Raw genomic sequence first — 23,458 nt, 5'->3', positions numbered from 1 at the left:
ACTAGTGGTTATTATCCGTAAATTTATATCCAACACCACGAATGGAATGGAAATAAATAGGATGCTTTTGATCAGGCTCAAAATATTTACGGAAAGTCAGTATGAAATTGTCGATTGTACGAGTCGATGGATAAACATCATAATTCCATACCGTTTCTAATATTTGTTCACGAGAAACAGCTTCGTTGCGACGCTCTATTAACAGCTTCAACAACATCGTTTCTTTTTTCGTCAACGATGTAATGGTACCATCTGCATGGTGCAATTCGTATGAATTGAAATAAATGGTCTTATCACCGATTTGATACGAATTAATCTCTTTCAAATCATCGGGTTTCAAACTTCTTCTAACCAAATTACCAACTCTAAGAATCAGTTCTTCTAAATTAAAAGGTTTTATTAAATAATCGTCAGCTCCTTTTTTAAGACCTGTGATACGATCTTCACTACTGTTTTTAGCTGTTAAAAACATAATGGGAACTTCGGTATTTTGAAGTCGAATTGTTTCAGCAACTTGGAATCCATCGATCTCCGGAATCATGACATCCAAGATGATTAAATTAAAACGTTCTTCCTTGAATATTTTCAAAGCCTTTTTTCCGTCTGTAGCTGTTGTCACACGGTAACCTTCTAACTCCAAATTCAACTTGATAGCCTCTAACAAGTGTTCTTCGTCCTCTACGAGTAGTATGCGTTGTTTACTTTGCATTTTTATCAAATGTTACTTCAAAAATACTCCCCGAAGGAGTGTTATCTTTTACCTTAATAGACGCGTTATGCTTTTGCAAAACCGTCTTCACTATATACAACCCCAAACCAGTACCTTTAGTTTTACGTGTCGCTTCACTTCCAACACGATAAAATTTATTAAAGATAAGTTTTTTCTCCGCATCACTGATACCAATTCCATGATCAGCAACAGAAAAAATAATTCCCTGCGGCTCATTTGTTAATTTAACAACAACATTGGCGCATGGAGGAGAGTATTTAATTGCATTTTCGATCAAATTAGTCACCACATTACTAATGGCAAATTTATCCGCATACAACATGATATCAGCATCCAATTTTGGCTTCAGCACTTGTGTTCTACATGCATTTTTTTGAAGACGGTCGACGATCTGCTCTACCAATTCAGTTAAGTTAAACTTCTCCTTAGGCAGATTATAATTACGGCTTTCAAGCTTTGTGGTAATCAATACATTTTCAACTAGATCGTCTAAGCGTTCAATATCCTTTAAAGAATTTGTCAAAAATACCTGTTGTTGTTCTTTATCCAAATCTCTTTTCAAAATGGTTTGAATGTACAATTTCACAGAAGCCAGCGGAGATTTAAGTTCATGAGTGATAGCCAACAAGAAATTTTGCTGCTGTTGCTGCAATTTTTGTTCTCGTACAAAAAGCTTTTTTAACCGCAAAGCCCCCCATAAAAAGATCAGTAAGAAAAATATACCCTCACCAATAATCATCGACTTCCTTTGAGGTTGAAATCGAGCAAGCATAACCCCCCACCATATCAATTGAGAGGTAGCATAGAATACTAGAAAATAAAATAAAACAAGTGCTTTTTTCATACGATATATTGCAACGGAACAAAAATAACGATAATGGGATGTATAAAAAAATGTGTTAGACTTTATGACACTAAGAGGAAAATCGAATTGGTGATATTTCTTGCAATCAGTCCTATTACACTATATTTGTACTATGTTTCAACAAGAAAAAAAAGATATATTCTTCGATTTAGATCATACCATTTGGGATTTTGACAAAAATGCGGAAGAGACATTGGATGAACTCTATTACCACTACCAATTTGATCAACTCTTTCAACAAGAATCCTCTACGACATTTATTAAGACCTATACGATCAATAATCATCGACTATGGGACTTATACCATCACGGTAAAATCGATAAAGCAGAACTGCGCCGTGCGCGATTTGCAGACACCTTCACACAGCTTGGTGTAGACCCTTCCCTTTTCCCAAATGATTTTGAGGAAGAATATTTATTGATCTGTCCGCAAAAGACAAATCTATTTCCTCATGCACATGAAACATTAAGCTATCTGTATAATAATTATAACTTACACTTGATATCAAATGGCTTCAAAGAAGCTTGTGAAGTAAAACTTGCAACAAGTGATCTTCATAAATACTTTAAAAACATATTCATATCGGAAGTGGTGGGAGTCAATAAACCGGATCCCAGAATATTCAATTATGCACTAGATAAAGCCGATGCAAAAACTGATCATTCCATCATGATCGGTGATAATATCGATGCCGATGTTCGCGGAGCTATGCATGTAGGAATGGACGCGATATTCTTCAATCCAACACAAATTGAAAAACCACAGGATATCAACCATATGATCCATAATCTTAAAGAACTACAAGAAATCCTCTAGCAAGGATTGACCGCCTATCACTCGTTTCCGAAAACGGTTATAGCAATCAAAAGAGTGAAATAGCGACCAGCATGGCCAGCCTTACTCGAACTTAATATAGAAACGCGAAGTATATAAAAAGAGAGCGAGCTTAAAATTAAGCTCGCTCTCTTTTTATATCTAAAATGATATTATAGTTTTTTTACGGTTATATTTTTGAACCAAACATCATCACCATGATCTTGGAATCCAATCACACCTGATTTGGTTTTACCACCAACATTTTTCAAGAGCTCATACGCCAAAGGCCATTTGGTCTCACTAAATTTACTTTTCTGCAATAAGTCAATCCAAGATTGATCCCAAAGTGTATAGGTGACCACTTTGACACCATTCTGCCAATGTTCAACTTGACCATTATTAACAACAATTTTCACTTTGTTCCACTCACCAAATGGCTTGCCATTTTGTGGCTTCGCCGGAATCATGTCATACAAAGATGTTGATTTACGATTACCATCCACACCCATCTTCGCATCAGGATGATTTTCATTATCCAACACTTGACATTCAGGGCTTGAAATATAGATCGGTTGACCTTCAATTTCTTTCGCTAAAAAGAAAATACCCGAATTAGCCCCCTTCGCAACTTTCCATTCCAACTCCAATTCGAAATTTTTAAAATCATGAGCGAAAATTAAATCTCCACCTTCATCATTTCCAACATTTGCCTTACTATCAAACTTTATAGCACCTTCATCTACAGTCCATTTTTTAGGAACTAAGGTTTTGTTATAACCTCTCCATCCTGTCATGGAAGTACCGTCGAAAATGATATACGCACCTTGTTTATTTTTTTTAAATTTTTTCAAATCTACCTTTGGTAAATCCAAAACCTTATATGCAGGGACTTCTTTCTTCTGTTGTGCGACAGCAGTACCCACACTTGCAGTACCCGCGAGCATAGTAGCTGCTAAAACGATTGTTCTTAATTTCATATCTAGTATTTATATGGATTAAATTTAAAAAAAAATCATCGGAATCAAGAATATATCTTAATATTCTTCTCCGGATATTTCATTTGTATTGGTCTCCTTTTTCTTAGACTTTGTTAAATCCTGGCCTCCGAATCGATACGAAACTGACAAAGTAACCATCCTTTTCATCCAGCGTCTTTCAAAATTAGAAATCAACTTCGGTGTCTCCGTATACCCTTCCATTTTTCTAGAATTAAATACATCACGTACATTCAGCATAACAGAAGCTTTCTTATTAAAGACGTCTTTTTTCAAAGCTACATCTATACCTTTCATCGCATTCATCTTACCTTGAGCCATTACTCGAGAAGAATTATATTCGCCTCTAACCTGTGCAGAAAATGTTGGTGTCATCCTATAGTTCATGGTTAAATTAGAATTATAAGAAAATCCCTTCCTACTGGGCAACTGGTACAAGTCATTCGCTTTAAAATTGGTATTGATCAAGTTCAGGTTGAATGTAAAATCAAAATCTTTTGTTGCATTTACTTTAGCAATAAATTCAAGACCAGATAAATTACGGCTTGTTAAATTTTCCCATTTACTGTAAGTCACACTATTTGAATCCACAAAGAATACGTAAGGTTGAATCACTTCATTGGTATGGTTAAAATATGCTGAACTGACCAAGTTTACTTTACCAAAAGTTTTTGCATAGCTTAACTCAAAAGCATGTACATCTTCAGGTTTCAGATTTGGATTACCCTGGCGTTGGTTCATATTATCGGTCACATCAGGAAATGGATTGATCTGCCACCCTCTGGCGCGCTGCACTCTTCTAGAATAACTCAACTGCAACTTATTATCACCATTATCATCCAGATCGTACGTCAAGAAAACAGTCGGGTACAAGCGAAAGAAATCCTGATTAGCATTTGTTTCTTTATCAAGTACGTCAGGATCCTTTGAAAAGTAAGTTGATTTTAATTCAAACTGCTCGCCACGTAATCCCAATTGATAACCAATCCTTTTGCTTAATTTATTCTGATAATTCACATATAAAGCATGAACGGTACTTGTAAAGTCAAAATCATTACTGATCTTATAATCGGGCAGATAATCCCCATTACTTACAACCAACGTATCTGAAAACTGCGTATCAAAAGATTTTCTGATCTGCGTCCGGTATCCAGCTTCAAACTTACTGGTCTCAGAAAAAGGTAAAACATAATCAGCTTGTAAGTTGATCACCTTTCCGTTTTCAGAAGTCACATTTTTACGACCACTACCCAGAGTGGGACCACTAAACTCTTGTACGAAATCATTTGTTCCATCCTCTTTATCATTTCCGTAGCTAGCATTAGCCGTCAATTCTTCACCAGATCGCTTAAATTGATGTCTAAAATCAAAATTCAAGTCGTACGCAAAGTCATCTTCAAATTGACGTGAAGTACGATTACTAGTACCTATAAGTGTAGGGTGATTGAAATATTGATAATTCAGATCTTCAGAACGGTCATTATTACGGATGCTCATATTACCAGAAAGCCCCACGGTAGTATGATCCGTTATGTTATAATCCACTCCCGCTTTAACATTATGTCCCTTCCCTTTACGAGAAGACTCAGATTCATTATAGATGCGACTATTATTATCTAATAAAGTGTTATCCACCTTACCGCTACCCACCATATTACGGCGGTTAAAATTATAGCTTCCAAAATAATTAAACTTCTTGTCCCGGTAATTAAGTGTCAGACCAGCCATGTAGTTATCATAAGAACCTGCCGAAGCATTAACAGCACCATTCAGACCCGTCCGTATATTTTTTTTCAAGACAATGTTCACAATGCCCGTCTGTCCTTCGGCATCATATTTAGAAGAAGGATTCGTAATAATCTCCACTTTATCAATGGAATTCGCCGGTAAGCTCTGTAATAAGGCTGTCACATCATTTCCTGCCATGGCAGATTCCTTGCCATCAATTAAAATTTTAACACTCGAACCTCTGAGACTAACCGTACCATCTTGATCAACTTGCAAAGTAGGGACATTGGCCAATAAATCAGTCGCGGTACCTCCAGCACTCACTAAGCTCTCTCCTACATTAAATATCTTGCGATCAATCCCAATTTGCATCGCTGGAACCCTTCCTTCTACAACAACCTCACTCAACAATTCACCAGAAGACTTAAGCATCAATTTGCCAAGATCTAAATTTGAAGCATTTGAAACAATAATATTTGTTTTTATTAAATCAGAGTAGCCAACATAAGTAACACGCAAGGTGAAAGTACCATTCGGAACATCTTGGAAAGTGATAACACCTTTATCATCAGATTGGGTACCTTTTAAATAAGCTTGAGCTGCACCAGTTAGTAAAGAAGCACTTGCATAATTGACAGTAGCACCAGTTTTTTCATCTACAAGTATGGCAGATATTTTACTAGATTGAGCAAAAGTAAATATCGGAAAGAATAAAATTATAATTAAAAAAGCAGAGAAATAGGTGTGATTTTTAGAGAACATAATATAGTTATAAGCTGTAATGTTACAAAAATGTATTTTTTTGTTGAACTAAAACGACTCGTAACCACTTTATTACTTAATATGATCAGGAAATATTGATGACAATTACTCCACAGAAACAGTCAGACCCTCTGCCTTCAAAATTTTCCTGTACACTTCCATTTCAGTCATCGACCCTTCCAGAACAGCGCACTTACCCTCATTATGAACTTTAAATGCAATCCTTTCAGATTCAGGCTCTGAGTATTGCAGATGATGCATCATACAAAAAATAACATGATCGAACGTATTGATATCATCATTCCAGAGAATTAGTCGATTGGACTCTTTAACGGAAGCTAAAATTTCGGATAAGGAATAGGTTTCTTGTGCAGTTTCTGTACTCATGATACAAAAGTACTGTAATTTTCAAAAAATACGTAATTTTACTTAATTTGAACTTAACATAAATATAAGCAAATGTTTCAATCCAAAATTGCAGGTATAGGATACTATGTACCAAAGAATGTATATACCAACCAAGATTTAACTCGTTTTATGGATACGAGCGATGAATGGATTCAAGAAAGGACAGGTATAAAAGAAAGAAGATATGCCGATAGAATTGGCGAAACGACCACAACTATGGCTGTTGAGGCTTCAAAAATAGCGATTGAGCGTGCCAATACAACTGCTGAAGAAATTGATTTCATCATCTTTGCAACATTATCACCGGATTACTACTTTCCTGGTTGCGGGGTTTTACTTCAAAGAGAAATGGGAATGAAAGAAGTCGGTGCTTTGGATATTCGAAATCAATGCTCAGGATTTATATATGCATTATCTGTTGCCGATCAGTTTATTAAAACTGGAATGTATAAAAATATTTTAGTAGTAGGTTCAGAAAAACATTCATTTGCTTTAGATTACTCAACAAGAGGTCGCAACGTATCCGTTATATTTGGAGATGGAGCAGGAGCTGTTGTACTTCAACCGACAGAAGAAGCCAATAAGGGAATATTAAGTACCCATCTACACGCTGATGGTGCCGAGGCTGAAAAATTAGCGATGTATTATCCTGGTGCTTCAGGCGGTATTTGGCTAGATGAAAAACCAAAATGGCCTGAACAAGAACTCGGAGGAATGCTCATAACAGCAGAGATGTTGGAAGATGGAACTGCATTTCCAGTAATGGATGGTCAAGCTGTATTTAAAAAAGCAGTAGTAAAATTTCCGGAAGTAATTGGCGAAGCATTGACTAAAAATAACCTAACTACGCAAGATATTAACTTGTTAGTACCCCATCAAGCAAATTTGAGAATTTCACAGTTCATTCAAAAGACACTTAAACTCAGTGACGATCAAGTATTCAATAATATTCAAAAATATGGAAATACCACCGCTGCATCTGTTCCAATTGCATTATGCGAAGCATGGGAAGCTGGAAAAATAAAAGACGGTGATCTCATTTGTCTAGCAGCATTTGGTGCTGGATTTACTTGGGGGTCGGCTTTGATACGCTGGTAATGTTTTTTGCACACCCCCCCTATAAGTAAGAGCTCGTTTACTATAAAATAGCTGAGCTCTTTTCATTTTAAAGGATATTAACAATCTGCAGGCTTACTTATAGATCGTGTTGATTGTTCAATCATTTGAAATATCCACTTTTCCACATGAGTTATTAACATAATGTTGATAACTCATGTGGAAAACCTAATAGAACATCCTAATTAAGAAAGATTCCCCCTATCCCCTATGATTTAGTAAATCGTAAAAACGATATCTCCTAATTACCACTATTTATTATTAAATTTAATAATGGAAAAAATAGATCGAGAAGACATCGCTATTACGAGTAAACACAGTAATCGGTCAAGAAAACAAATCGAATATCTATTGGAACAGTATGTATATGCCAAACCAAAAGATTGGAAAAAATTTTTAGATCTATTTTTACTCGTCTTAGGGATAGGTTTTGTTGTATCCGGAATTATATTTTTCTTCGCATTCAATTGGGCTGAACTCAACAAATTTATCAAAATAGGCGTTATCCTCTTATTATTGATAATCTGTATAACCTGTTCGTTTCAATTAAAAATAAAGGAAATCTATAAGAAAATGTTAATAACCGCTGCAGCCATGCTGGTTGGGGTATTATTTGCAGTATTTGGCCAAATTTATCAAACGGGAGCTAATGCATATGACTTTTTTCTGGCCTGGACAATATTCATTACAATCTGGGTCATCACAACACATTTCTATCCCTTGTGGTTAATTTACATGGTACTGATCAATACCACGATTATATTGTTCAATGATCAAGTGCAAAATAACCTTAATTCGATAGCACTCTACACACTACTATTTTTCCTTAATGGCATTGTATGCACAGCATTATTAGCACTAACCAAGTATTATAAAACAGATATTCCTTTATGGTTTAGAAATACCTTAGTTCTTACAGTGACTTCAATAGCCACAGTAGGGATTTCCTTGTCGATATTCGATTCAAAATTACAACAAGGATTATTATTAATCATAGGTACTTTAGCTTTCTATGCGTATTGTATGAAATATGCACAAATAAATAAAAGCACATTTTTTATTGGAACCATAGGCTTTAGTTTATTAATCATCGTCAACAGCATCTTGATTCATATTTTTAATGAAGATTTCATATTCTTTTTCATTAGTATTTTTGTTATCATCACCGTGACAGCGCTCATCAAATTCCTATTGAACCTGCAAAGAAAATGGACAAATGAAAAATAGACAAGAAATAGTTGAAAAAATAGAAACGTTAAGCCGCGACAGTGATCCTGCTTTTCAAATTAATACGAATGAGGTATTAGCAACATACCAACATTTAGATGAAAATAGAACCAACATAACCATAAAAATTCTATCTATACTCGGCGTTATCATCAGTGTCTTGAGCTTTTTAGGAGCTTTATTTTCATTAAATCTTCTAGATGATAAGTTGAACTTAATCATATGTGGTAGCCTTTTTCTTATTATCGCCATATACTGTATCAAAAAATACAATAGCATTATCATAGATACGGCTAGTATTACCTCATATATCGTAGGCGGATGGATGTTGATATATGGTATAGATACTGACCATATAAACAATATACTCATCCTATGCCTCGTCATCAATTTATCTACATTAGCTATAGTACAGCGTTATCTTATTTCACTATTAAATATACTGTGTATAATCTACGCGTTGATCGCATTAATCAGTTACAATACCGATCATCTAGTATGGATCGCACTCATGAATATCGTGCTGATGGTGGCGTTAATGTATGTACTAATGCAAGAAGCACTTCTTCTTTCGAAAAGAAATATCATGAGTACAATTTATCAATCTCTAAGAATAGCACTCACCCTTTCAACCATAGCAACGACGGCCTATATTGTCCTATCACATTTCAAGACATATGAAACATATGACAATAATACAGCAATCGCACTGTATACACTATCTGTAGCATATTCAGTTGTAATACTGTACTTGGTCCGCAAAATCATACAAAAATTTGATAATAGAATGGCTAATAAAAGCATTCTAATTTATATACTCGTCATATTGATCCTCGTTTCAACAATTATTAATCCAGGAATATCTGGAGCCATAATCCTTATATTACTTTGCTTTTATTATCAATATAAATTTGGGCTTTCTATCGGCATCATTGCATTGCTGTTTTTTCTATGGCATTTTTACTACAACCTAAACTTTTCGTTATTAACCAAATCCATCTTTTTAATGCTATCTGGATTCGTATTTTTAGCTATTTATTATGTTATAAATTCAAAAAAGATCAACAATGAAAAAATATAAAAACTGGATTATCGCTGCTAATCTGATCGCCATAATTGCTTACTTTAGTTTCACGATAATTCAAAAAGAAAACATCCTTAAAAACGGAAAACTGATCCTTTTAGAATTATCTCCTATAGATCCAAGATCACTTATGCAAGGTGATTACATGCAATTAAGATATAGCATAGCAGATAGCCTTGATACACAAGAGGCTGCATTGAGAGGATATATTGTTGTCAAATTAAATGAAAAGAGCATAGCAAAAGGAGTACGCGTTCAACAGCATACGACACCATTAAATAACAATGAATTTTTAATTAATTATACAAAGTCCAACATCAATAATTTAAATATTGGTGCAGAGTCTTTCTTTTTTCAAGAAGGTCATGCTCAAAGATATGAATCGGCTAAATTTGGAGGAATTAAAGTCGATAATAAAGGAAATAGCTTATTAATTGGACTCTATAATGAAGATGAAAAACTCATTAAATAAAAAAGGCGATGAAAACTAATTCATCGCCTTTTTCTATATTGATATTAATCTTAATTATCCGTTTGATAATGCAGCTGCACCAGAAACAATCTCTGTTAACTCTGTCGTAATAGCAGCCTGACGAGCTTGGTTGTATGAAAGCTTTAATGCTTTTAACAAATCTCCAGCATTATCAGTTGCTTTATCCATTGCAGTCATACGGGCACCATGCTCAGAAGCATGAGAATCCAAAATAGCTTTGTATAATTGAATTTTAATAGCTTTAGGAATTAATTCCTCAATGATCTTCTCTTTCGAAGGTTCGATAATATAATCAACCTCAGCAGTTTTTTCCTTAGTCGAAAGGGTATCTTCCGTAGGAAGTAATGGTAAAATTTGCTCCGAAGTCAAGATTTGTACCGCTGCATTTCTGAATTGGTTATACACCACTTCTACACGGTCAAAGTTACCTTCTTTGAATTGTTCCATTACAAATTCAGTGATTTTTGAAGTATTTTCAAAATTCAAAGCACCGAATAAATCACTATGATTGGCAATAATATTATAAGCAGGCTTTTTAGCATAGAAATCATATCCCTTTTTACCAATGGTGATCATACTCACATCACCTTTACGTAATTGATCAGCATACTTTTCAGCAACTAACTTATTAGCAGTTTTGATTGCATTCGCATTAAAAGCACCAGCCAAACCTCTATTAGAAGAAACAACAATAATCAACACCTTATTTGGTTCACGATCTACCGTATAAGGAGAATTACTTCCTTCTACACTTGCAGATACATCTGCCAAAATTTCACGAAGTTTATTCGCATACGGACGCAATTGAACAATTGCATTAGTAGCACGTTTTAATTTCGCTGCAGATACCATTTTCATCGCCTTAGTAATCTGCTGTGTTGATGTTACCGATGCGATACGGATTCTTACTTCTTTTAAATTTGCCATATTTAATTTGAGATTTGAGTATTGAGTACTGTGTATTGAGTATAACTCGCTATACTCAATACTCTATACTCATATCTAATTAATATTTTGATGCTAAGTCTTTAGCTACTGTTTCTAATACTGAAGTTAACTCATCTGAGAATTTACCTGCTTTAAAAGCATTTAAAACCTCTGGATGACGTTGCTCTAACAACGTTAAGTATTCTTCTTCAAACTCTCTCACTTTATTTACAGGAACAGAACGGAATAAACCTTTAGTACCCGCATAAATAATTGCCACTTGTTTTTCAACAGAAACTGGAGAATATTGAGCTTGTTTCAAAATCTCAACGTTACGGATACCTTTGTCTAAAACTCCTTTAGTTGCTGCATCTAGATCTGAACCAAATTTCGCGAAAGCTTCTAACTCACGGTATTGTGCTTGATCTAATTTTAACGTACCTGCAACCTTTTTCATCGGTTTGATTTGTGCATTACCACCTACACGTGATACAGAGATACCTACGTTGATCGCTGGACGGATACCTGCATTAAACAAGTTAGACTCCAAGAAGATCTGACCATCAGTAATCGAGATTACGTTTGTAGGGATATAGGCAGAAACGTCACCCGCTTGAGTCTCAATAATAGGAAGAGCAGTCAATGAACCACCACCTTTTACTAAGTGTTTGATAGACTCAGGAAGATCATTCATATTTCTAGCAATCTCATCAGAAGCATTGATTTTCGCAGCTCTTTCTAATAAACGGCTATGTAAGTAGAAAACGTCACCTGGATATGCTTCACGTCCCGGAGGTCTTTTCAATAATAATGAAACCTCACGGTAAGCTACCGCTTGTTTTGATAAATCATCATATACGATCAAAGCCGGACGACCTGTATCACGGAAGAATTCACCGATAGCAGCACCCGCCATTGGCGCGTAGAATTGCAATGGAGCTGGATCAGCAGCTGAGGCAGCAACAACAACGGTATAAGCCATTGCACCACGCTCTTCTAAAGTACGAACGATATTCGCAACTGTAGAGTTCTTTTGACCAATTGCAACGTAGATACAAAATACCGGTTGACCTGCATCATAAAATTCCTTTTGGTTTAAGATAGTATCGATACATACAGCAGTCTTACCTGTTTGACGGTCACCGATCACTAACTCACGTTGTCCACGACCTACTGGAATCATGGCATCGATAGCTTTGATACCTGTTTGTAATGGCTCCGTTACCGGCTGACGGAACAATACACCTGGAGCTTTACGCTCGATTGGCATTTCGTATGTCTCACCTGTAATAGGTCCTTTACCATCAATTGGCTGACCTAATGTATTGACAACACGACCACACATACCTTCACCTACTTTAATAGATGCAATACGATTAGTACGTTTGATAGTATCACCTTCTTTTACGATGTCTGAAGGACCTAAAAGTACAACACCAACGTTGTCTTCTTCTAAGTTTAATACAATACCTTGTAATCCGTTATCAAATTCAACCAATTCACCGGACTGAACTTTAGTTAAGCCGTAAATACGAGCAATACCGTCACCAATACTAAGTACGGTACCAACTTCCTCTAGTTCGGCTTCTGATTTAAAGCCCGACAATTGTTCTCTTAAAACTGCCGAAACCTCATCTGGTCTTACCTCTATCATTGTTATTATTATAAGGGGTTCTTGATTTTGTTAAATGTTAAAATCAACACTATACGCGTTGACCTTCAAAATATCTTTCTAATCTATTTAATTTACCGGCAATACTTGCATCATATTGTTTGTCACCAATAGTAATTACAAAACCTCCGATCAAAGATTGATCAACTTTATTTGTAATCAATACCTGCGCATTAATTTGATTAGCAATTGTTGCTTTTAATTCTGATAAATTAGTATCAGAAAGTGGTGCTGCAGATATAACTGTAGCTTTTACAATTCCTTTTACTTCATTGTACTCACGGATAAATTCATGAGCAGCAGCCTCGATCACTTCAGCACGACCTTTTACGATCATGATTTTGAAGAATGATAAAATAGCAGGATTGATTTTATCTTTAAATAATGCCTCTAAGATATTTACTTTCTTATCTAATTTAATAATTGGATTAGACAATACTGCACGTAGCTCAGGATTAGCTTTCAAAACATCGATAAATTGATCCATATCTGTTTTGATAGCGTCCAGACTACCTTGTTCTTTTGCCAAATCAATTAATGATTTGGCGTATCTTGATGCTACTTTAAATACTGACATACTTCTTTAATGATAAAATTTGAATGACCGATTAGTTTACTTTCACGTCTTTAAGCAAATCTGCGATTAACGTTTCTTGCTTATTTTGGTCTTCAAATTCTTTGCTTAATACTTTACGAGCAATATCCAATGCTAAAGTAGAAACTTGATTTTTCACTTCTGCCATTGCTTTATTCTTTTGCTCATTGATTTCAATTGACGCTTGAGCAATCATTTTAGCACCTTCTGTTTGTGCTTGATTTTTAGCTTCAGCAACAATCTTATCTTTCATTTCTTTAGCTTCTTTCAAGATTAGATCACGTTCTACACGAGCTTCCTTCAATAAGGATTCATTTTCATTTGTCAAACGTGCCATCTCCAATTTAGCTTTTTCAGCAGATTCCAAAGCATCAGAAATACCTTGTTCACGTTCTGCTAATGCAGAAATGATCGGTTTCCAAGCAAATTTACCTAATAAAAAGATAATGATTAATAAGATGATGACTTGCCAGAAAAACAAACCAAATGAAAACTGTTCTATTAATTTTTCCATTGATGTATGATAATATTTTTTGTATTTCGTCTAATTGAAAGTATTATTTATGACCAACCGTCATAAATAATACTTTTAAATTCATTGGGTGATTATTTACCTAATAATAACGCACCGAAAGCTAAACCTTCTAATAAGGCTCCGATAATGATCATCGCAGTTTGGATTTTACTAGCTGCTTCTGGTTGGCGAGCGATTGCTTCCATTGCTGAACCACCGATTTTACCTAGACCTAATCCTGCTCCGATAACGATTAAACCTGCTCCAATTAAATTGTACATAATAAATGATTTAAATATAATTAAACAAAAAATTTCTTAGTGATGTGCTTCATTGTGCTCTTCAACAGCCATTCCAATAAATAGCGATGACAACATTGTGAAGATAAATGCTTGCAAAAATGCAACTAATATTTCAATTACCATAAGGAAAGTTGTCAATAACATAGACACTCCGATACTTCCTCCTAATGTTAATTGTTGTTGCAATACATAAACAATTGCAATCAATCCCATAATAACCGTATGTCCTGCTGTGATATTGGCAAATAAACGAACCATTAGCGAGAATGGTTTTGTAAACATTCCTAATACTTCAATTGGTGCTAAGACAAATTTAAAAGGAACCGGCACTCCTGGCATCCAGAAAATATGTTTCCAGTAGTCCTTGTTTGCTTTAAAGTTCACAAATAAGAATGTAAAGATTGCTAAACATATCGTCACTGAAATATTACCCGTCACATTGAATCCCAGCGGTGTTAAACCTAATAGGTTTAATACTAAAATTAAAAAGAAAACAGACAATAAGTATGGCATAAATTCTCTGTAACGATGTCCAATATTTGGAATGGCCATCTCGTCACGTACATATAAAACTAAAGGTTCTAAAACACGACCTGCACCCTTAGGCAAATTATTCGCTCCCTTTTTGTATGTTTTTGCTAAGCCTAAAAATCCCCAGAATAACAAAACAGTTGCCAAAATCAAACCCACAACATTTTTTGTGATTGAAAGGTCTAATGCCTTAACATTTGTTGGGTGATGGTGTTCATCATAATTCAGTGTACCATTAGCATCTGTTTTGTAGATTTTACCATGGTATAATTTATAAAACTGTCCATCTTTTTCAACGGTATTTTTACCAAAATCAAACGCTGAGGACATAAAAACTTTAACACCTCCGTCAATGATAATCACTGGTAAAGGAAATCCATAAGTCTTACCTTCTTTTTTATCTGTATACAAAGAGAAATAATGATCATCTTGTAAGTGGTGATCAATATACTCATCAATCTCCTCACGTTGAGTTTTTGGCTCTTCTGCGTGAGCTGAAATCTCAGCTGTATGAGATTCAGATGCCTTTACTAAAAATGGACTAACAGCAAATAAAATTACTGCAAAAAAAAGAAATGCTTTCTTAACGCTCCCCATGTTCTGTTTTTTATTTTTGCGCAAAAATACAATATTATTTATCATTTTTTGCGATTAATTTGAACTTTTTATTAAAACTACTTATTGACTGATTCCACTTCTTTATTAATGACCTTAAAAGCAACTAATACATCAAAAAACAAGTATAGAAAAAATACGATTAAAAAATTATATTCGAATATATCATCGGATGAATGATTAAGCCCTGACCTAAAAAACACATAACTTAAAGCCGCTTTTAAAGTAATCAGACCTAAAAAAATAAACCCAATATTTTTAGGCATTACGGAGTCTGAAATCAAAATAACAAGGAGTATAACTAATGATGCGATAGATTCAAAAGCATATAAACTATATAACTCAAATCCGGTAAGGCTTTTAAAATCTGTTATTCCAAAAGATGGTAAAGCAAAATAGTGTGCCCCAAAAAGGATAACTGTAGAAATTAGAAGTATTGCAATAAATTTAATGTAATTATTCATCCCTGTTCAATCGATTAGCTTCTCGTATAAAATGGTAAAGTGAGGCGAAAATACCGATAAAAGTGCATATTTTCATGGCAAGACCATTAGAAAAATGGTATTTCTCATCTAGCCAGGTTCCTAACATATACATCAAATAAATAGTGACTCCCATTTGCATTGGCAATGAGATAAAAACCATCCACTTATTTGGGTTTTTATTAGACTTTCCCATGGCTATTTATAGCTAACTTTTACAAACATACACATATTTTGAAACATCTTAATCATGAACTGGATTTTCTAAAACTTTTTGTCCGATTTTAATATGAGGATAATCGATACTGGCACCCAACATCATCTTCAATTCTGAGGAAGATTTATCAGGATGTGCCTTAATGGTATTAACAATCAGATCCAATTTATCTTGCTCAATCAATTCCGTAGCCTCGACTTCTGTACCAACAAAATGAATTAAATGCCCATAAATTGTTCCTGCGACCATACCTCTTTTCACTGCTATTTCTTCAATAGTAGCACCATCCTTATATAAATCTAGAGTTACCTGTTTAGTATCAAGCTTTTTAGCACTTTCTCCCTCCTCATTTTGCACCACTAGATCTTCTTTTTCTTTCGTTTTTGATTGTTCCTGCACCTGCTCCAATGCTTGTTGAAAATCATCCTTCTTTGATAAAGCATCGGCGATAATCAAACATTGCTGAAGTTGTTCGCGCTTACGCTTAAAATCCAAAAACAATTCCTTTGTTTCATCAATGTATTTTTTTGTTCGTTTCTTAATCTGCCAATCTTTGATATGCTGATCCAATGCGTTTATCAGATCTTGATCCATTTTAGGTAAAAACCAGTTGACGGCAGATGTAGTACGTTCGCAGATCAAAGCATAATCCACATGTTGATCTGTTTTCTTCAATAATTCGTATAATTGCGTAATGAATTTATGGGCTACCTTTTCTTGCGTAAGCAAATTTGATTGCATCGTAGACCAAAAAGCCTCCGCTTCTACTTTATTATCAATATTTCGATCCGCCAATGCCACTATTTGTTCTTGACATGAAGCAGTCAGATAGTCCCACCGAAAACACTGGATTAGATTTTGTGCTAAATAAGTTCTTTGGCATTGCTCCAAAATATCTTTGACATCCGTTTGAAAAGAAGAGCGCAAAGCAAATTCGACGACCTGACTATCAGTACGGATAGCATATGCTGGTATAATCGATTTCAATACCAGTCCTTTTAAACTCGTCAATCTACTTAATGCAACATACACTTGTCCTGCAGCAAACGAGGTTCCAGCATCGATAATGGCTTTATCAAATGTCAAACCCTGACTCTTATGAATCGTGATCGCCCACGCTAACCGCAACGGGAATTGAGAAAATGTTCCTAACACCTCTTCCTTGATCTGATCCTGCCCCTTATCATAATTGTATTTGATATTTTCCCATGTTTCACGCTTGGCTGTCACATCTTCACTCCCATCTGGGAATTTGACAACCACTGTCCCCGCCTGCAAATTAATATCCTTCACCGTGCCGATCTTACCATTATAGTATTTTCGATCTTCCCCCGTATCATTACGTATAAACATTACCTGAGCACCAATTTTCAAAGAAAGAATTTCCTCTGCAGGATATGATCCTTGAGCAAAATCATCCTTGACAACAGCTTTTAAATTGAGCATCTTTCCCGACAGATTAGCTAATGCTTTTCCATTGATATCATCAGCATTTCGATTGTGTGAAGTAAGCGTAATAAATTGATCTCCTTCCTTTGGTTCAAAATCAGGTTTATAGTACGTATTCAATTCCTTCAACATCTCGGTATCACAGTTATTATTACGAATGGCATTCAATATGGAAATAAAACCTTCATCCTGTTGCCTATAAATCTTATCCAATTCCAATAAAATTGGAGGATTATCACGAAGTACCTTAGCATTAAAAAAGAACACAGAACTATAATGGTGACGTAGAACTTGCCATTCATGATCACGCACAACGGGTGGCAATTGATATAAATCGCCAATAAAAAGCAATTGCAAACCACCAAAAGGACGCATATCACGACGTACCGATTGCAGGATAACATTAATGGCATCTAATGTATCAGCACGCACCATCGACACCTCATCAATCACTAATAATTCCAATTCCTGAAGAATAGTACGGCGTTGTTTCGTTAATTTAATGGTGCTAAACAGACGGCTTTTATTATAGATATGGCCATCTTGTTCGTCCCATTTCAATTCATAATCTTCTATAAATGTTCCAAAAGGCAACCAAAAAAGGGAATGCAGTGTTGTTCCACCTGCATTCATTGCCGCCACTCCAGTTGGAGCAGTAATCGCCATTTTTTTATAACTATGATCGCGTATATATTTCAGAAATGTCGTTTTTCCGGTCCCAGCCTTTCCCGTAAGAAAAATATGTTGATTTGTTTGATTAACAAAAGCAACAGCTTGCATAAAAGACGTATTTTCACGATCTATTTTTATTTCTGACATACTGATAATTTTAATAAAGAATTACAAAACTAATCAAATATTCTGAGAGGAAATAATGATACTCAGTTTGTAATATGGGGTTTTATCTAGTGACCACCCATACCATTAACATAAACCTCAATGGACATTAAAATATAGGTTTAACACGTCCACCGTTAATAAAAAAATAGCTAAAACGTTTATGCGCTTTTTATTTAAAAGATTTTATTTATATTTATCACTCAAATAAAACGTATATTATACTTACTAAGACACATATTTATGATAACTGATAAATCAACGCTATTTGAGGAATTAGATAAAGCGTTAAAAGAAAAAGGATTTGAAATTGATAAATCAGATCAAACCAGACCTTGGGGCGGTTTCTTTGTTATCAACGAAGATCAAGCACAAAAATTTGCAGATGAATACTTTGACGGACTAGATGTTAAAGATTTAAAAATTTCAGGTAAATTAAGTCCTAAGATCTTAGTTGTTGCTCCACAAAAAAGATTATCATGGCAATATCATCACCGTCGTGCAGAAATTTGGAAAGTAATCCACGGAACTGTTGGGGTTATGGTATCAGATACTGATGATGAGTCTGTTGTTCAAACACTAACAGCAGGTAGCATTATCAAATTACGTCAAGGCCAACGCCACCGTTTAATCGGATTAGATGGTTATGGTATTTTAGCTGAAATATGGCAACATACAGATATTGAAAATCCTTCTAATGAAGACGACATAGTTCGTGTTCAAGATGATTTCGGAAGATAGTATCTGTTATAGCAGCATTTATGTTAAAGCTCGGAAATTAACCTCCGAGCTTTTTTTATATTCTAAATTTTATAATCGACACATTATAAAAAGCGCCATCATATAAAAGCCATTTTATATAAAGAAATAATACTCTAAAATCAGATTAGAAAATCGGTATATAAATGAAAATAGAAATTTCATTTATCAAATTGTTTTAAAATTTAAACAACATGAATCAAGATTGCCATTTTTTGTTATTTTTACTTGACTAAAACTAACACAAATTATGACTGATCAAGAAAATAATAAAAGTTCAAGTATATTGAATAGTCTTAAAAAACTAATTTTTACAGACCATCAGGAGACATCATCTGAAGAAAGATCTCCATCGCCTATCAAACAACAAAACCCTACGCCACCTACAATAACAAAGGAATATACGAACGCCTCAGAAAGAAATCCGATTTCAAATAACCAACTGCCCCCTGCTATTCCGATAACAGCCAATGATGGATCCACTGATATCAAACAAATGAAACTGAAAGTTCTAGGAATATTAGAAAGACTTAATGAACAAGGATTAGATTTTTTTGAGGTTTGGAATGCCGCAGCTGCAATGGGGAAAGTAGATGAAAATACGATAAAAGCAGCCTATACCTCACTCAAATATGTTGATAATACGCTGACCAAAGAAAAATTAAAAACAACTGGCACTAATTATGCTAACAAACTTAAAGAAACCATAGCCAAAGAAACACAACAAAAGGAAGCGGAAAAACAAAAAACAGAACAAGACCGTGAATTTGAAAAGACAACCTTAAACAATGAAATCAAAACATTGACAGATAGCATTTCTAAGCTTCAGGACGACTTACAAAAAAAACAAGTTGCTCTTGCTCAGATTAACACTAAATATGAACCAAAATTAAAAGAGATCGAGCAAAAAATTTCGATTGGAAATGCAGCAGTCAATGAAGTAGTTACCGACATACAAACCACCTTAGCAATTATAGACAGATCAATCTCATAAGTTATACATCAATGGAAAAGAAAGAACAATACATTAATATACCGGCTGAAATAAAATCTCAGTTACCCATTTTTCAAGTATTAGGTGACCATTTGCCAGCTCAAATGCAAACTCCCCAAGCTAAGAAGACGATCTCCAGTATTTTCTTCTGGGCACTAGTTATTGGAGGTGCTTTCGCTTTTTTCAAGTTTCTTCCGATCATGTTGGAATATGCTGCAAAAAGCATTTTATTTGTCATTTTCAGCATCCTATTATTAACACTATTATTATTAGCTCCCAAGATCATTGCCTTATTACATCGATTGGGTACTGTCTTATTATTTAAAGGTGAAAAAGCGATCATCCGCAATAATCCCATAGAGACGTTACAACTTTTATCAAAAGATGCAAAGGACACCCTAAAAAGAGTTAAAGAGAAAATCAGCAATGTAGATGGTGTACGCATTGATATGATCCAAAGTGGTGAAACAGCACAAAAAACAGCTGAAGAAAAGTATATCTATGCAAAGCGCTTCACCGCAGAAGCAGCAAATCTAGACGAAAATGCTCAAAAAGAAACTCAAAATAACAATACTGAAAAAGCAAATGCTTACTTGCGAAATGCAAAAGAAACCCGTACAAAGGCATTTCTCCTAGGTAAAGAAGGAGAATCCGAAGAACAAAATGCACGAAGTTATGTCCAATATGCCAATCAATTTGCTAAAGTTTTGGAAGTATTGAAAGATAATGAAAGTGCCGCCCGTATTTATGTAAGCACCCTAGATAGTAGTATCTCTATTATTTCAAAAAAACTGGAAGCTACTCAAAAAATGAAAAATGCAACAGAAGGACTTGCTGATGTATTTAACATCAAAGATGGCTGGGCTTTTCAAGAAGCAATGAATGCGGCAACAGGTGCAATCAGCCAAAATATTGCTTCTATCAGATCTAATCTTGACTTTTTAGATCAAAACAATAATATTACGGTGGGCGGTGCACCTACACAGGTGGAACTGGAAGAGTTTATCCGCAAAGTTGATGAGCGTAACTTGAAAGTATTGAATGTTAGTCAAATGGCAGATTCAAGCTATGAACTCAAACCGGAAGAAAAAATAGACAAAGGATTTACATTATTAGATTAATCATTTTACAAATTATACTAGAAAAATTATGGAAGAAAAATCAACTTGGGCTAGATTACGCTGGCCAATTAAAGCAATAATTATCGCAATTCCACTTATTGCACTTGGCTACTGGGCTTTTAATTCAGGTAAATTTGATGGCACATCGACATCCACTGCAGACACCACGATCAACAGCACATCTTCAAATCCTGCCAATAAATCATCTGACGATAAAAGAACTTTTAATTACCAACCCGAAAAACCTGTAAACGGTGAATACAAAGGAGTAATAGAAGTAGGTGCTTCGGGCTTCAATTCTTTTGTTGTGAACATAGATAAACAAAATCATTGGGAGATTATCTCCAAAGATTTTGGCAAATCATTCGTATATGAAGGTATGGCCAATACCGAAGATATTCGTAAAGGTCTAAAAGATTATATCGGGACTATGTTTGATAAGGGAGTAAAATCAAAAAACATACACTTTGTGATCAGTTCTGGAGCTCAAAAAGAACCTAAAACAGCGATTATTGTTTCTGAGCTTAAGAAAATGGGATTCGTTGTCAATTTAGTAACAGCCGAACAAGAAGGTAAATTAGCGCTTAAATGTGTATTACCTCCTTCTTATCAGGAGAATTCTTTTGTTGTTGATATTGGCTCAGGTAACACCAAAATTTCTTGGGTTGCAGGACAGACAAGCTCACTGGAGGCTCCAGGTGCAAAATATTATGAAAAAAATCTTAAAGATGAAGATGTTTATAATGAAGTAAAAACATTAACAGCAAAAATTCCATCAGCCAATAGAGAAATTTGTTTTATCATCGGTGGAGTTCCTTTTGAATTAGCACAACAAACACGTACAGGGGAAGAACGTTTTACGGTATTAAATAATCCCGAAACATACAATACAGATAAGGTGAAAATCAAAAGTGGTGTTAACATCTATAAAGCAATAAAAGATGCAACCAACTGTGATACGTTTGTTTTTGATTGGGATGCCAACTTTACAATTGGTTTCTTACTCTCATTAAATAAATAATCTCATTAAAATATTCAATAAAAAATGGTCTTATTGATTACAATAAGACCATTTTTTATTTTTATCAATGCCAGCAATTTATCCCATATTGCTTAATAAAAAGATAATGACAATGATGAGCAATATGAACAAGGTTATTTTCCAAAAACTATAAGGTCGCTGTCCATAAACCTTACCATTAAATGCATTCACCATAATCTGATAACTTTTACCCTTATAGCGATAAGCAGACAACCATACAGGAAGTAAAATATATTTTAACCTGATGTCCTCATATACTGAATCAATATCATCAATTCTTTGGGTATCGCCACCAATATCAGATCGTACAGTATCACTAATTTCATCTTCCATTACCCTTTTCGCTGCATGAATCCCGGCAACGTGATCGATGCTAAAAGTTTCAGCAATAAATCCACTCAAATATTGATCATTAAAAGGTTTTAAATATTCCATATTCCAAGGACCTATTTTAGAAGCAAAATCATTGGGTAAAGATGTTGATGCACTAATCAAAACATCTTTGAAGCGATTCAAAACCTGGCCTGAAGCATAATACCAGCGTGTTTGCTGTTCTTCATAAGTTTCTGACTTACCATCTGCAGTACGACGTGTCCGCGTTACGTAATAATACTCCCCTCTTTGACCTTGATAGGAAGAGGTCGCTTTAGCATCATAACTCCAAAAAGGAATATACACCCCTTTTAACCTATTATTCTGAGCATTAAAAATCCGCTTAAAATCATTCGGAGCAAACCATAATCCCCCAGCCCATTTTTTAAAAAGCGGAAATGCTTTCTTTTCGTCAATAAAAAACGGAATTAAACCATGAGGTTTGACAATTCGTTTCTCTTGATGATCAATAACCAAAGGAGAGGCGCAAAAAGCACATAAATCTGCTGTAACATGAGGATCCAAAGTTGAATTTGCACCACAATTTTTACAGTGTACCACTTCAGCAGTGATCGTAAATCGAGCATCGTGAATATCCTGCATCGCAGTGGTAAATTCATCATAATCGATCGTATGAATAGCAGTTCCAATACCCGCATTTTCCACAATCTGGTTTTCGGTACCGCAATACAAGCATTTCAAATTGGAAGTACCAGGCTGATAGTGTAAAACTGCACCACATCCCTGACACTTCAAATCTTGGCTAATTTCCGTTGTTTTATCCTCAAAACTCATAACAGCGTA

Annotated in this window: 24 protein-coding genes; 9 read left to right on the top strand and 15 right to left on the bottom strand. The window is 34.9% G+C overall.

Going from position 1 to position 23,458, the window contains the following annotated elements:
- Window position 1 precedes the first annotated feature (1 nt).
- Window positions 2-709: a response regulator transcription factor gene (locus C8N37_RS08265; protein WP_045754389.1), complete on the bottom strand. Its 708-nt coding sequence runs from the start codon at window positions 707-709 to the stop codon at window positions 2-4.
- On the bottom strand, window positions 699-1,574 hold the full coding sequence (locus tag C8N37_RS08260) for a sensor histidine kinase (protein ID WP_108158489.1): 876 nt from the start codon (window positions 1,572-1,574) through the stop codon (window positions 699-701). Before C8N37_RS08260 ends, C8N37_RS08265 begins: the two co-directional genes overlap by 11 nt.
- 133 nt (window positions 1,575-1,707) lie before the next feature.
- Between C8N37_RS08260 and C8N37_RS08255 the strand changes: the two genes are divergently transcribed.
- Entirely contained in the window at window positions 1,708-2,412 is a 705-nt protein-coding gene (locus tag C8N37_RS08255; protein ID WP_108158488.1) for a YjjG family noncanonical pyrimidine nucleotidase, read from the top strand.
- Between the two features lie 170 nt (window positions 2,413-2,582).
- Here C8N37_RS08255 and C8N37_RS08250 read toward each other — a convergent pair whose 3' ends face one another.
- The 3 genes from C8N37_RS08250 to C8N37_RS08240 form a co-directional block, all read right to left on the bottom strand.
- Window positions 2,583-3,389, bottom strand: coding sequence for a 3-keto-disaccharide hydrolase (locus C8N37_RS08250; protein ID WP_108158487.1), 807 nt, complete (start codon window positions 3,387-3,389; stop codon window positions 2,583-2,585).
- A 57-nt stretch (window positions 3,390-3,446) separates the two neighbouring features.
- The gene (locus C8N37_RS08245; protein ID WP_108158486.1) at window positions 3,447-5,897 is read right to left on the bottom strand and encodes a TonB-dependent receptor domain-containing protein; all 2,451 of its coding nucleotides are present in this window, start codon (window positions 5,895-5,897) and stop codon (window positions 3,447-3,449) included.
- A gap of 105 nt (window positions 5,898-6,002) precedes the next feature.
- Window positions 6,003-6,284, bottom strand: coding sequence for an ATP-dependent Clp protease adaptor ClpS (locus tag C8N37_RS08240; protein ID WP_108158485.1), 282 nt, complete (start codon window positions 6,282-6,284; stop codon window positions 6,003-6,005).
- Between the two features lie 72 nt (window positions 6,285-6,356).
- On the opposite strand from C8N37_RS08240, the gene C8N37_RS08235 reads away from it, so the two are divergent.
- The 4 genes from C8N37_RS08235 (at window position 6,357) to C8N37_RS08220 (ending at window position 10,204) form a co-directional block, all read left to right on the top strand.
- A complete protein-coding gene (locus C8N37_RS08235; protein WP_108158484.1) occupies window positions 6,357-7,403 on the top strand; it encodes a 3-oxoacyl-ACP synthase III family protein in 1,047 nt (348 codons plus the stop codon).
- 291 nt (window positions 7,404-7,694) lie between these two features.
- Window positions 7,695-8,648: a DUF2157 domain-containing protein gene (locus C8N37_RS08230; RefSeq protein WP_108158483.1), complete on the top strand. Its 954-nt coding sequence runs from the start codon at window positions 7,695-7,697 to the stop codon at window positions 8,646-8,648.
- A complete protein-coding gene (locus C8N37_RS08225; RefSeq protein ID WP_108158482.1) occupies window positions 8,638-9,729 on the top strand; it encodes a DUF4401 domain-containing protein in 1,092 nt (363 codons plus the stop codon). Before C8N37_RS08230 ends, C8N37_RS08225 begins: the two co-directional genes overlap by 11 nt.
- Window positions 9,716-10,204, top strand: a complete 489-nt coding sequence (locus tag C8N37_RS08220; protein ID WP_108158481.1) for a GDYXXLXY domain-containing protein — start codon at window positions 9,716-9,718, stop codon at window positions 10,202-10,204. Before C8N37_RS08225 ends, C8N37_RS08220 begins: the two co-directional genes overlap by 14 nt.
- 54 nt (window positions 10,205-10,258) lie before the next feature.
- Here the strand turns inward: C8N37_RS08220 and atpG are convergent, their stop codons facing one another.
- The 9 genes from atpG to C8N37_RS08175 form a co-directional block, all read right to left on the bottom strand.
- Window positions 10,259-11,152: an ATP synthase F1 subunit gamma gene (gene atpG / locus C8N37_RS08215; RefSeq protein ID WP_108158480.1), complete on the bottom strand. Its 894-nt coding sequence runs from the start codon at window positions 11,150-11,152 to the stop codon at window positions 10,259-10,261.
- 79 nt (window positions 11,153-11,231) lie between these two features.
- Entirely contained in the window at window positions 11,232-12,806 is a 1,575-nt protein-coding gene (gene atpA / locus C8N37_RS08210) for a F0F1 ATP synthase subunit alpha (protein WP_021188669.1), read from the bottom strand.
- A gap of 49 nt (window positions 12,807-12,855) precedes the next feature.
- Window positions 12,856-13,401 (bottom strand): F0F1 ATP synthase subunit delta, encoded by a 546-nt coding sequence (locus C8N37_RS08205; protein ID WP_108158479.1) that lies wholly within the window; start codon window positions 13,399-13,401, stop codon window positions 12,856-12,858.
- A gap of 31 nt (window positions 13,402-13,432) precedes the next feature.
- On the bottom strand, window positions 13,433-13,933 hold the full coding sequence (locus C8N37_RS08200; RefSeq protein ID WP_108158477.1) for a F0F1 ATP synthase subunit B: 501 nt from the start codon (window positions 13,931-13,933) through the stop codon (window positions 13,433-13,435).
- Window positions 13,934-14,025: 92 nt separating this feature from the next.
- On the bottom strand, window positions 14,026-14,214 hold the full coding sequence (atpE, locus tag C8N37_RS08195) for an ATP synthase F0 subunit C (RefSeq protein ID WP_021188666.1): 189 nt from the start codon (window positions 14,212-14,214) through the stop codon (window positions 14,026-14,028).
- Window positions 14,215-14,250: 36 nt separating this feature from the next.
- On the bottom strand, window positions 14,251-15,408 hold the full coding sequence (atpB, locus tag C8N37_RS08190) for a F0F1 ATP synthase subunit A (protein WP_244914369.1): 1,158 nt from the start codon (window positions 15,406-15,408) through the stop codon (window positions 14,251-14,253).
- Between the two features lie 32 nt (window positions 15,409-15,440).
- Entirely contained in the window at window positions 15,441-15,845 is a 405-nt protein-coding gene (locus tag C8N37_RS08185) for a hypothetical protein (RefSeq protein WP_108158476.1), read from the bottom strand.
- Window positions 15,838-16,059 (bottom strand): AtpZ/AtpI family protein, encoded by a 222-nt coding sequence (locus C8N37_RS08180; protein WP_108158475.1) that lies wholly within the window; start codon window positions 16,057-16,059, stop codon window positions 15,838-15,840. Before C8N37_RS08180 ends, C8N37_RS08185 begins: the two co-directional genes overlap by 8 nt.
- A gap of 48 nt (window positions 16,060-16,107) precedes the next feature.
- A complete protein-coding gene (locus C8N37_RS08175; RefSeq protein WP_108158474.1) occupies window positions 16,108-18,348 on the bottom strand; it encodes a helix-turn-helix domain-containing protein in 2,241 nt (746 codons plus the stop codon).
- Window positions 18,349-18,609: 261 nt separating this feature from the next.
- Here C8N37_RS08175 and C8N37_RS08170 point away from each other — a divergent pair, with 261 nt between their 5' ends.
- The 4 genes from C8N37_RS08170 to C8N37_RS08155 all read left to right on the top strand — a co-directional run bounded on the left by C8N37_RS08170 (window position 18,610) and on the right by C8N37_RS08155 (window position 22,261).
- Window positions 18,610-19,107 (top strand): cupin domain-containing protein, encoded by a 498-nt coding sequence (locus C8N37_RS08170; protein ID WP_108158473.1) that lies wholly within the window; start codon window positions 18,610-18,612, stop codon window positions 19,105-19,107.
- Window positions 19,108-19,375: 268 nt separating this feature from the next.
- The gene (locus C8N37_RS08165; protein ID WP_108158472.1) at window positions 19,376-20,119 is read left to right on the top strand and encodes an OmpH family outer membrane protein; all 744 of its coding nucleotides are present in this window, start codon (window positions 19,376-19,378) and stop codon (window positions 20,117-20,119) included.
- An 11-nt stretch (window positions 20,120-20,130) separates the two neighbouring features.
- Entirely contained in the window at window positions 20,131-21,240 is a 1,110-nt protein-coding gene (locus C8N37_RS08160) for a hypothetical protein (RefSeq protein ID WP_108158471.1), read from the top strand.
- A 28-nt stretch (window positions 21,241-21,268) separates the two neighbouring features.
- Window positions 21,269-22,261 (top strand): hypothetical protein, encoded by a 993-nt coding sequence (locus C8N37_RS08155; RefSeq protein ID WP_108158470.1) that lies wholly within the window; start codon window positions 21,269-21,271, stop codon window positions 22,259-22,261.
- A gap of 78 nt (window positions 22,262-22,339) precedes the next feature.
- Here the strand turns inward: C8N37_RS08155 and C8N37_RS08150 are convergent, their stop codons facing one another.
- Window positions 22,340-23,449: a zinc finger domain-containing protein gene (locus C8N37_RS08150; protein WP_108158469.1), complete on the bottom strand. Its 1,110-nt coding sequence runs from the start codon at window positions 23,447-23,449 to the stop codon at window positions 22,340-22,342.
- Window positions 23,450-23,458 lie beyond the last annotated feature (9 nt).

This window comes from Sphingobacterium faecium, assembly GCF_003054045.1.
GTDB lineage: Bacteria > Bacteroidota > Bacteroidia > Sphingobacteriales > Sphingobacteriaceae > Sphingobacterium > Sphingobacterium faecium.
This window is presented reverse-complemented; position numbering and strand designations above follow the sequence as displayed.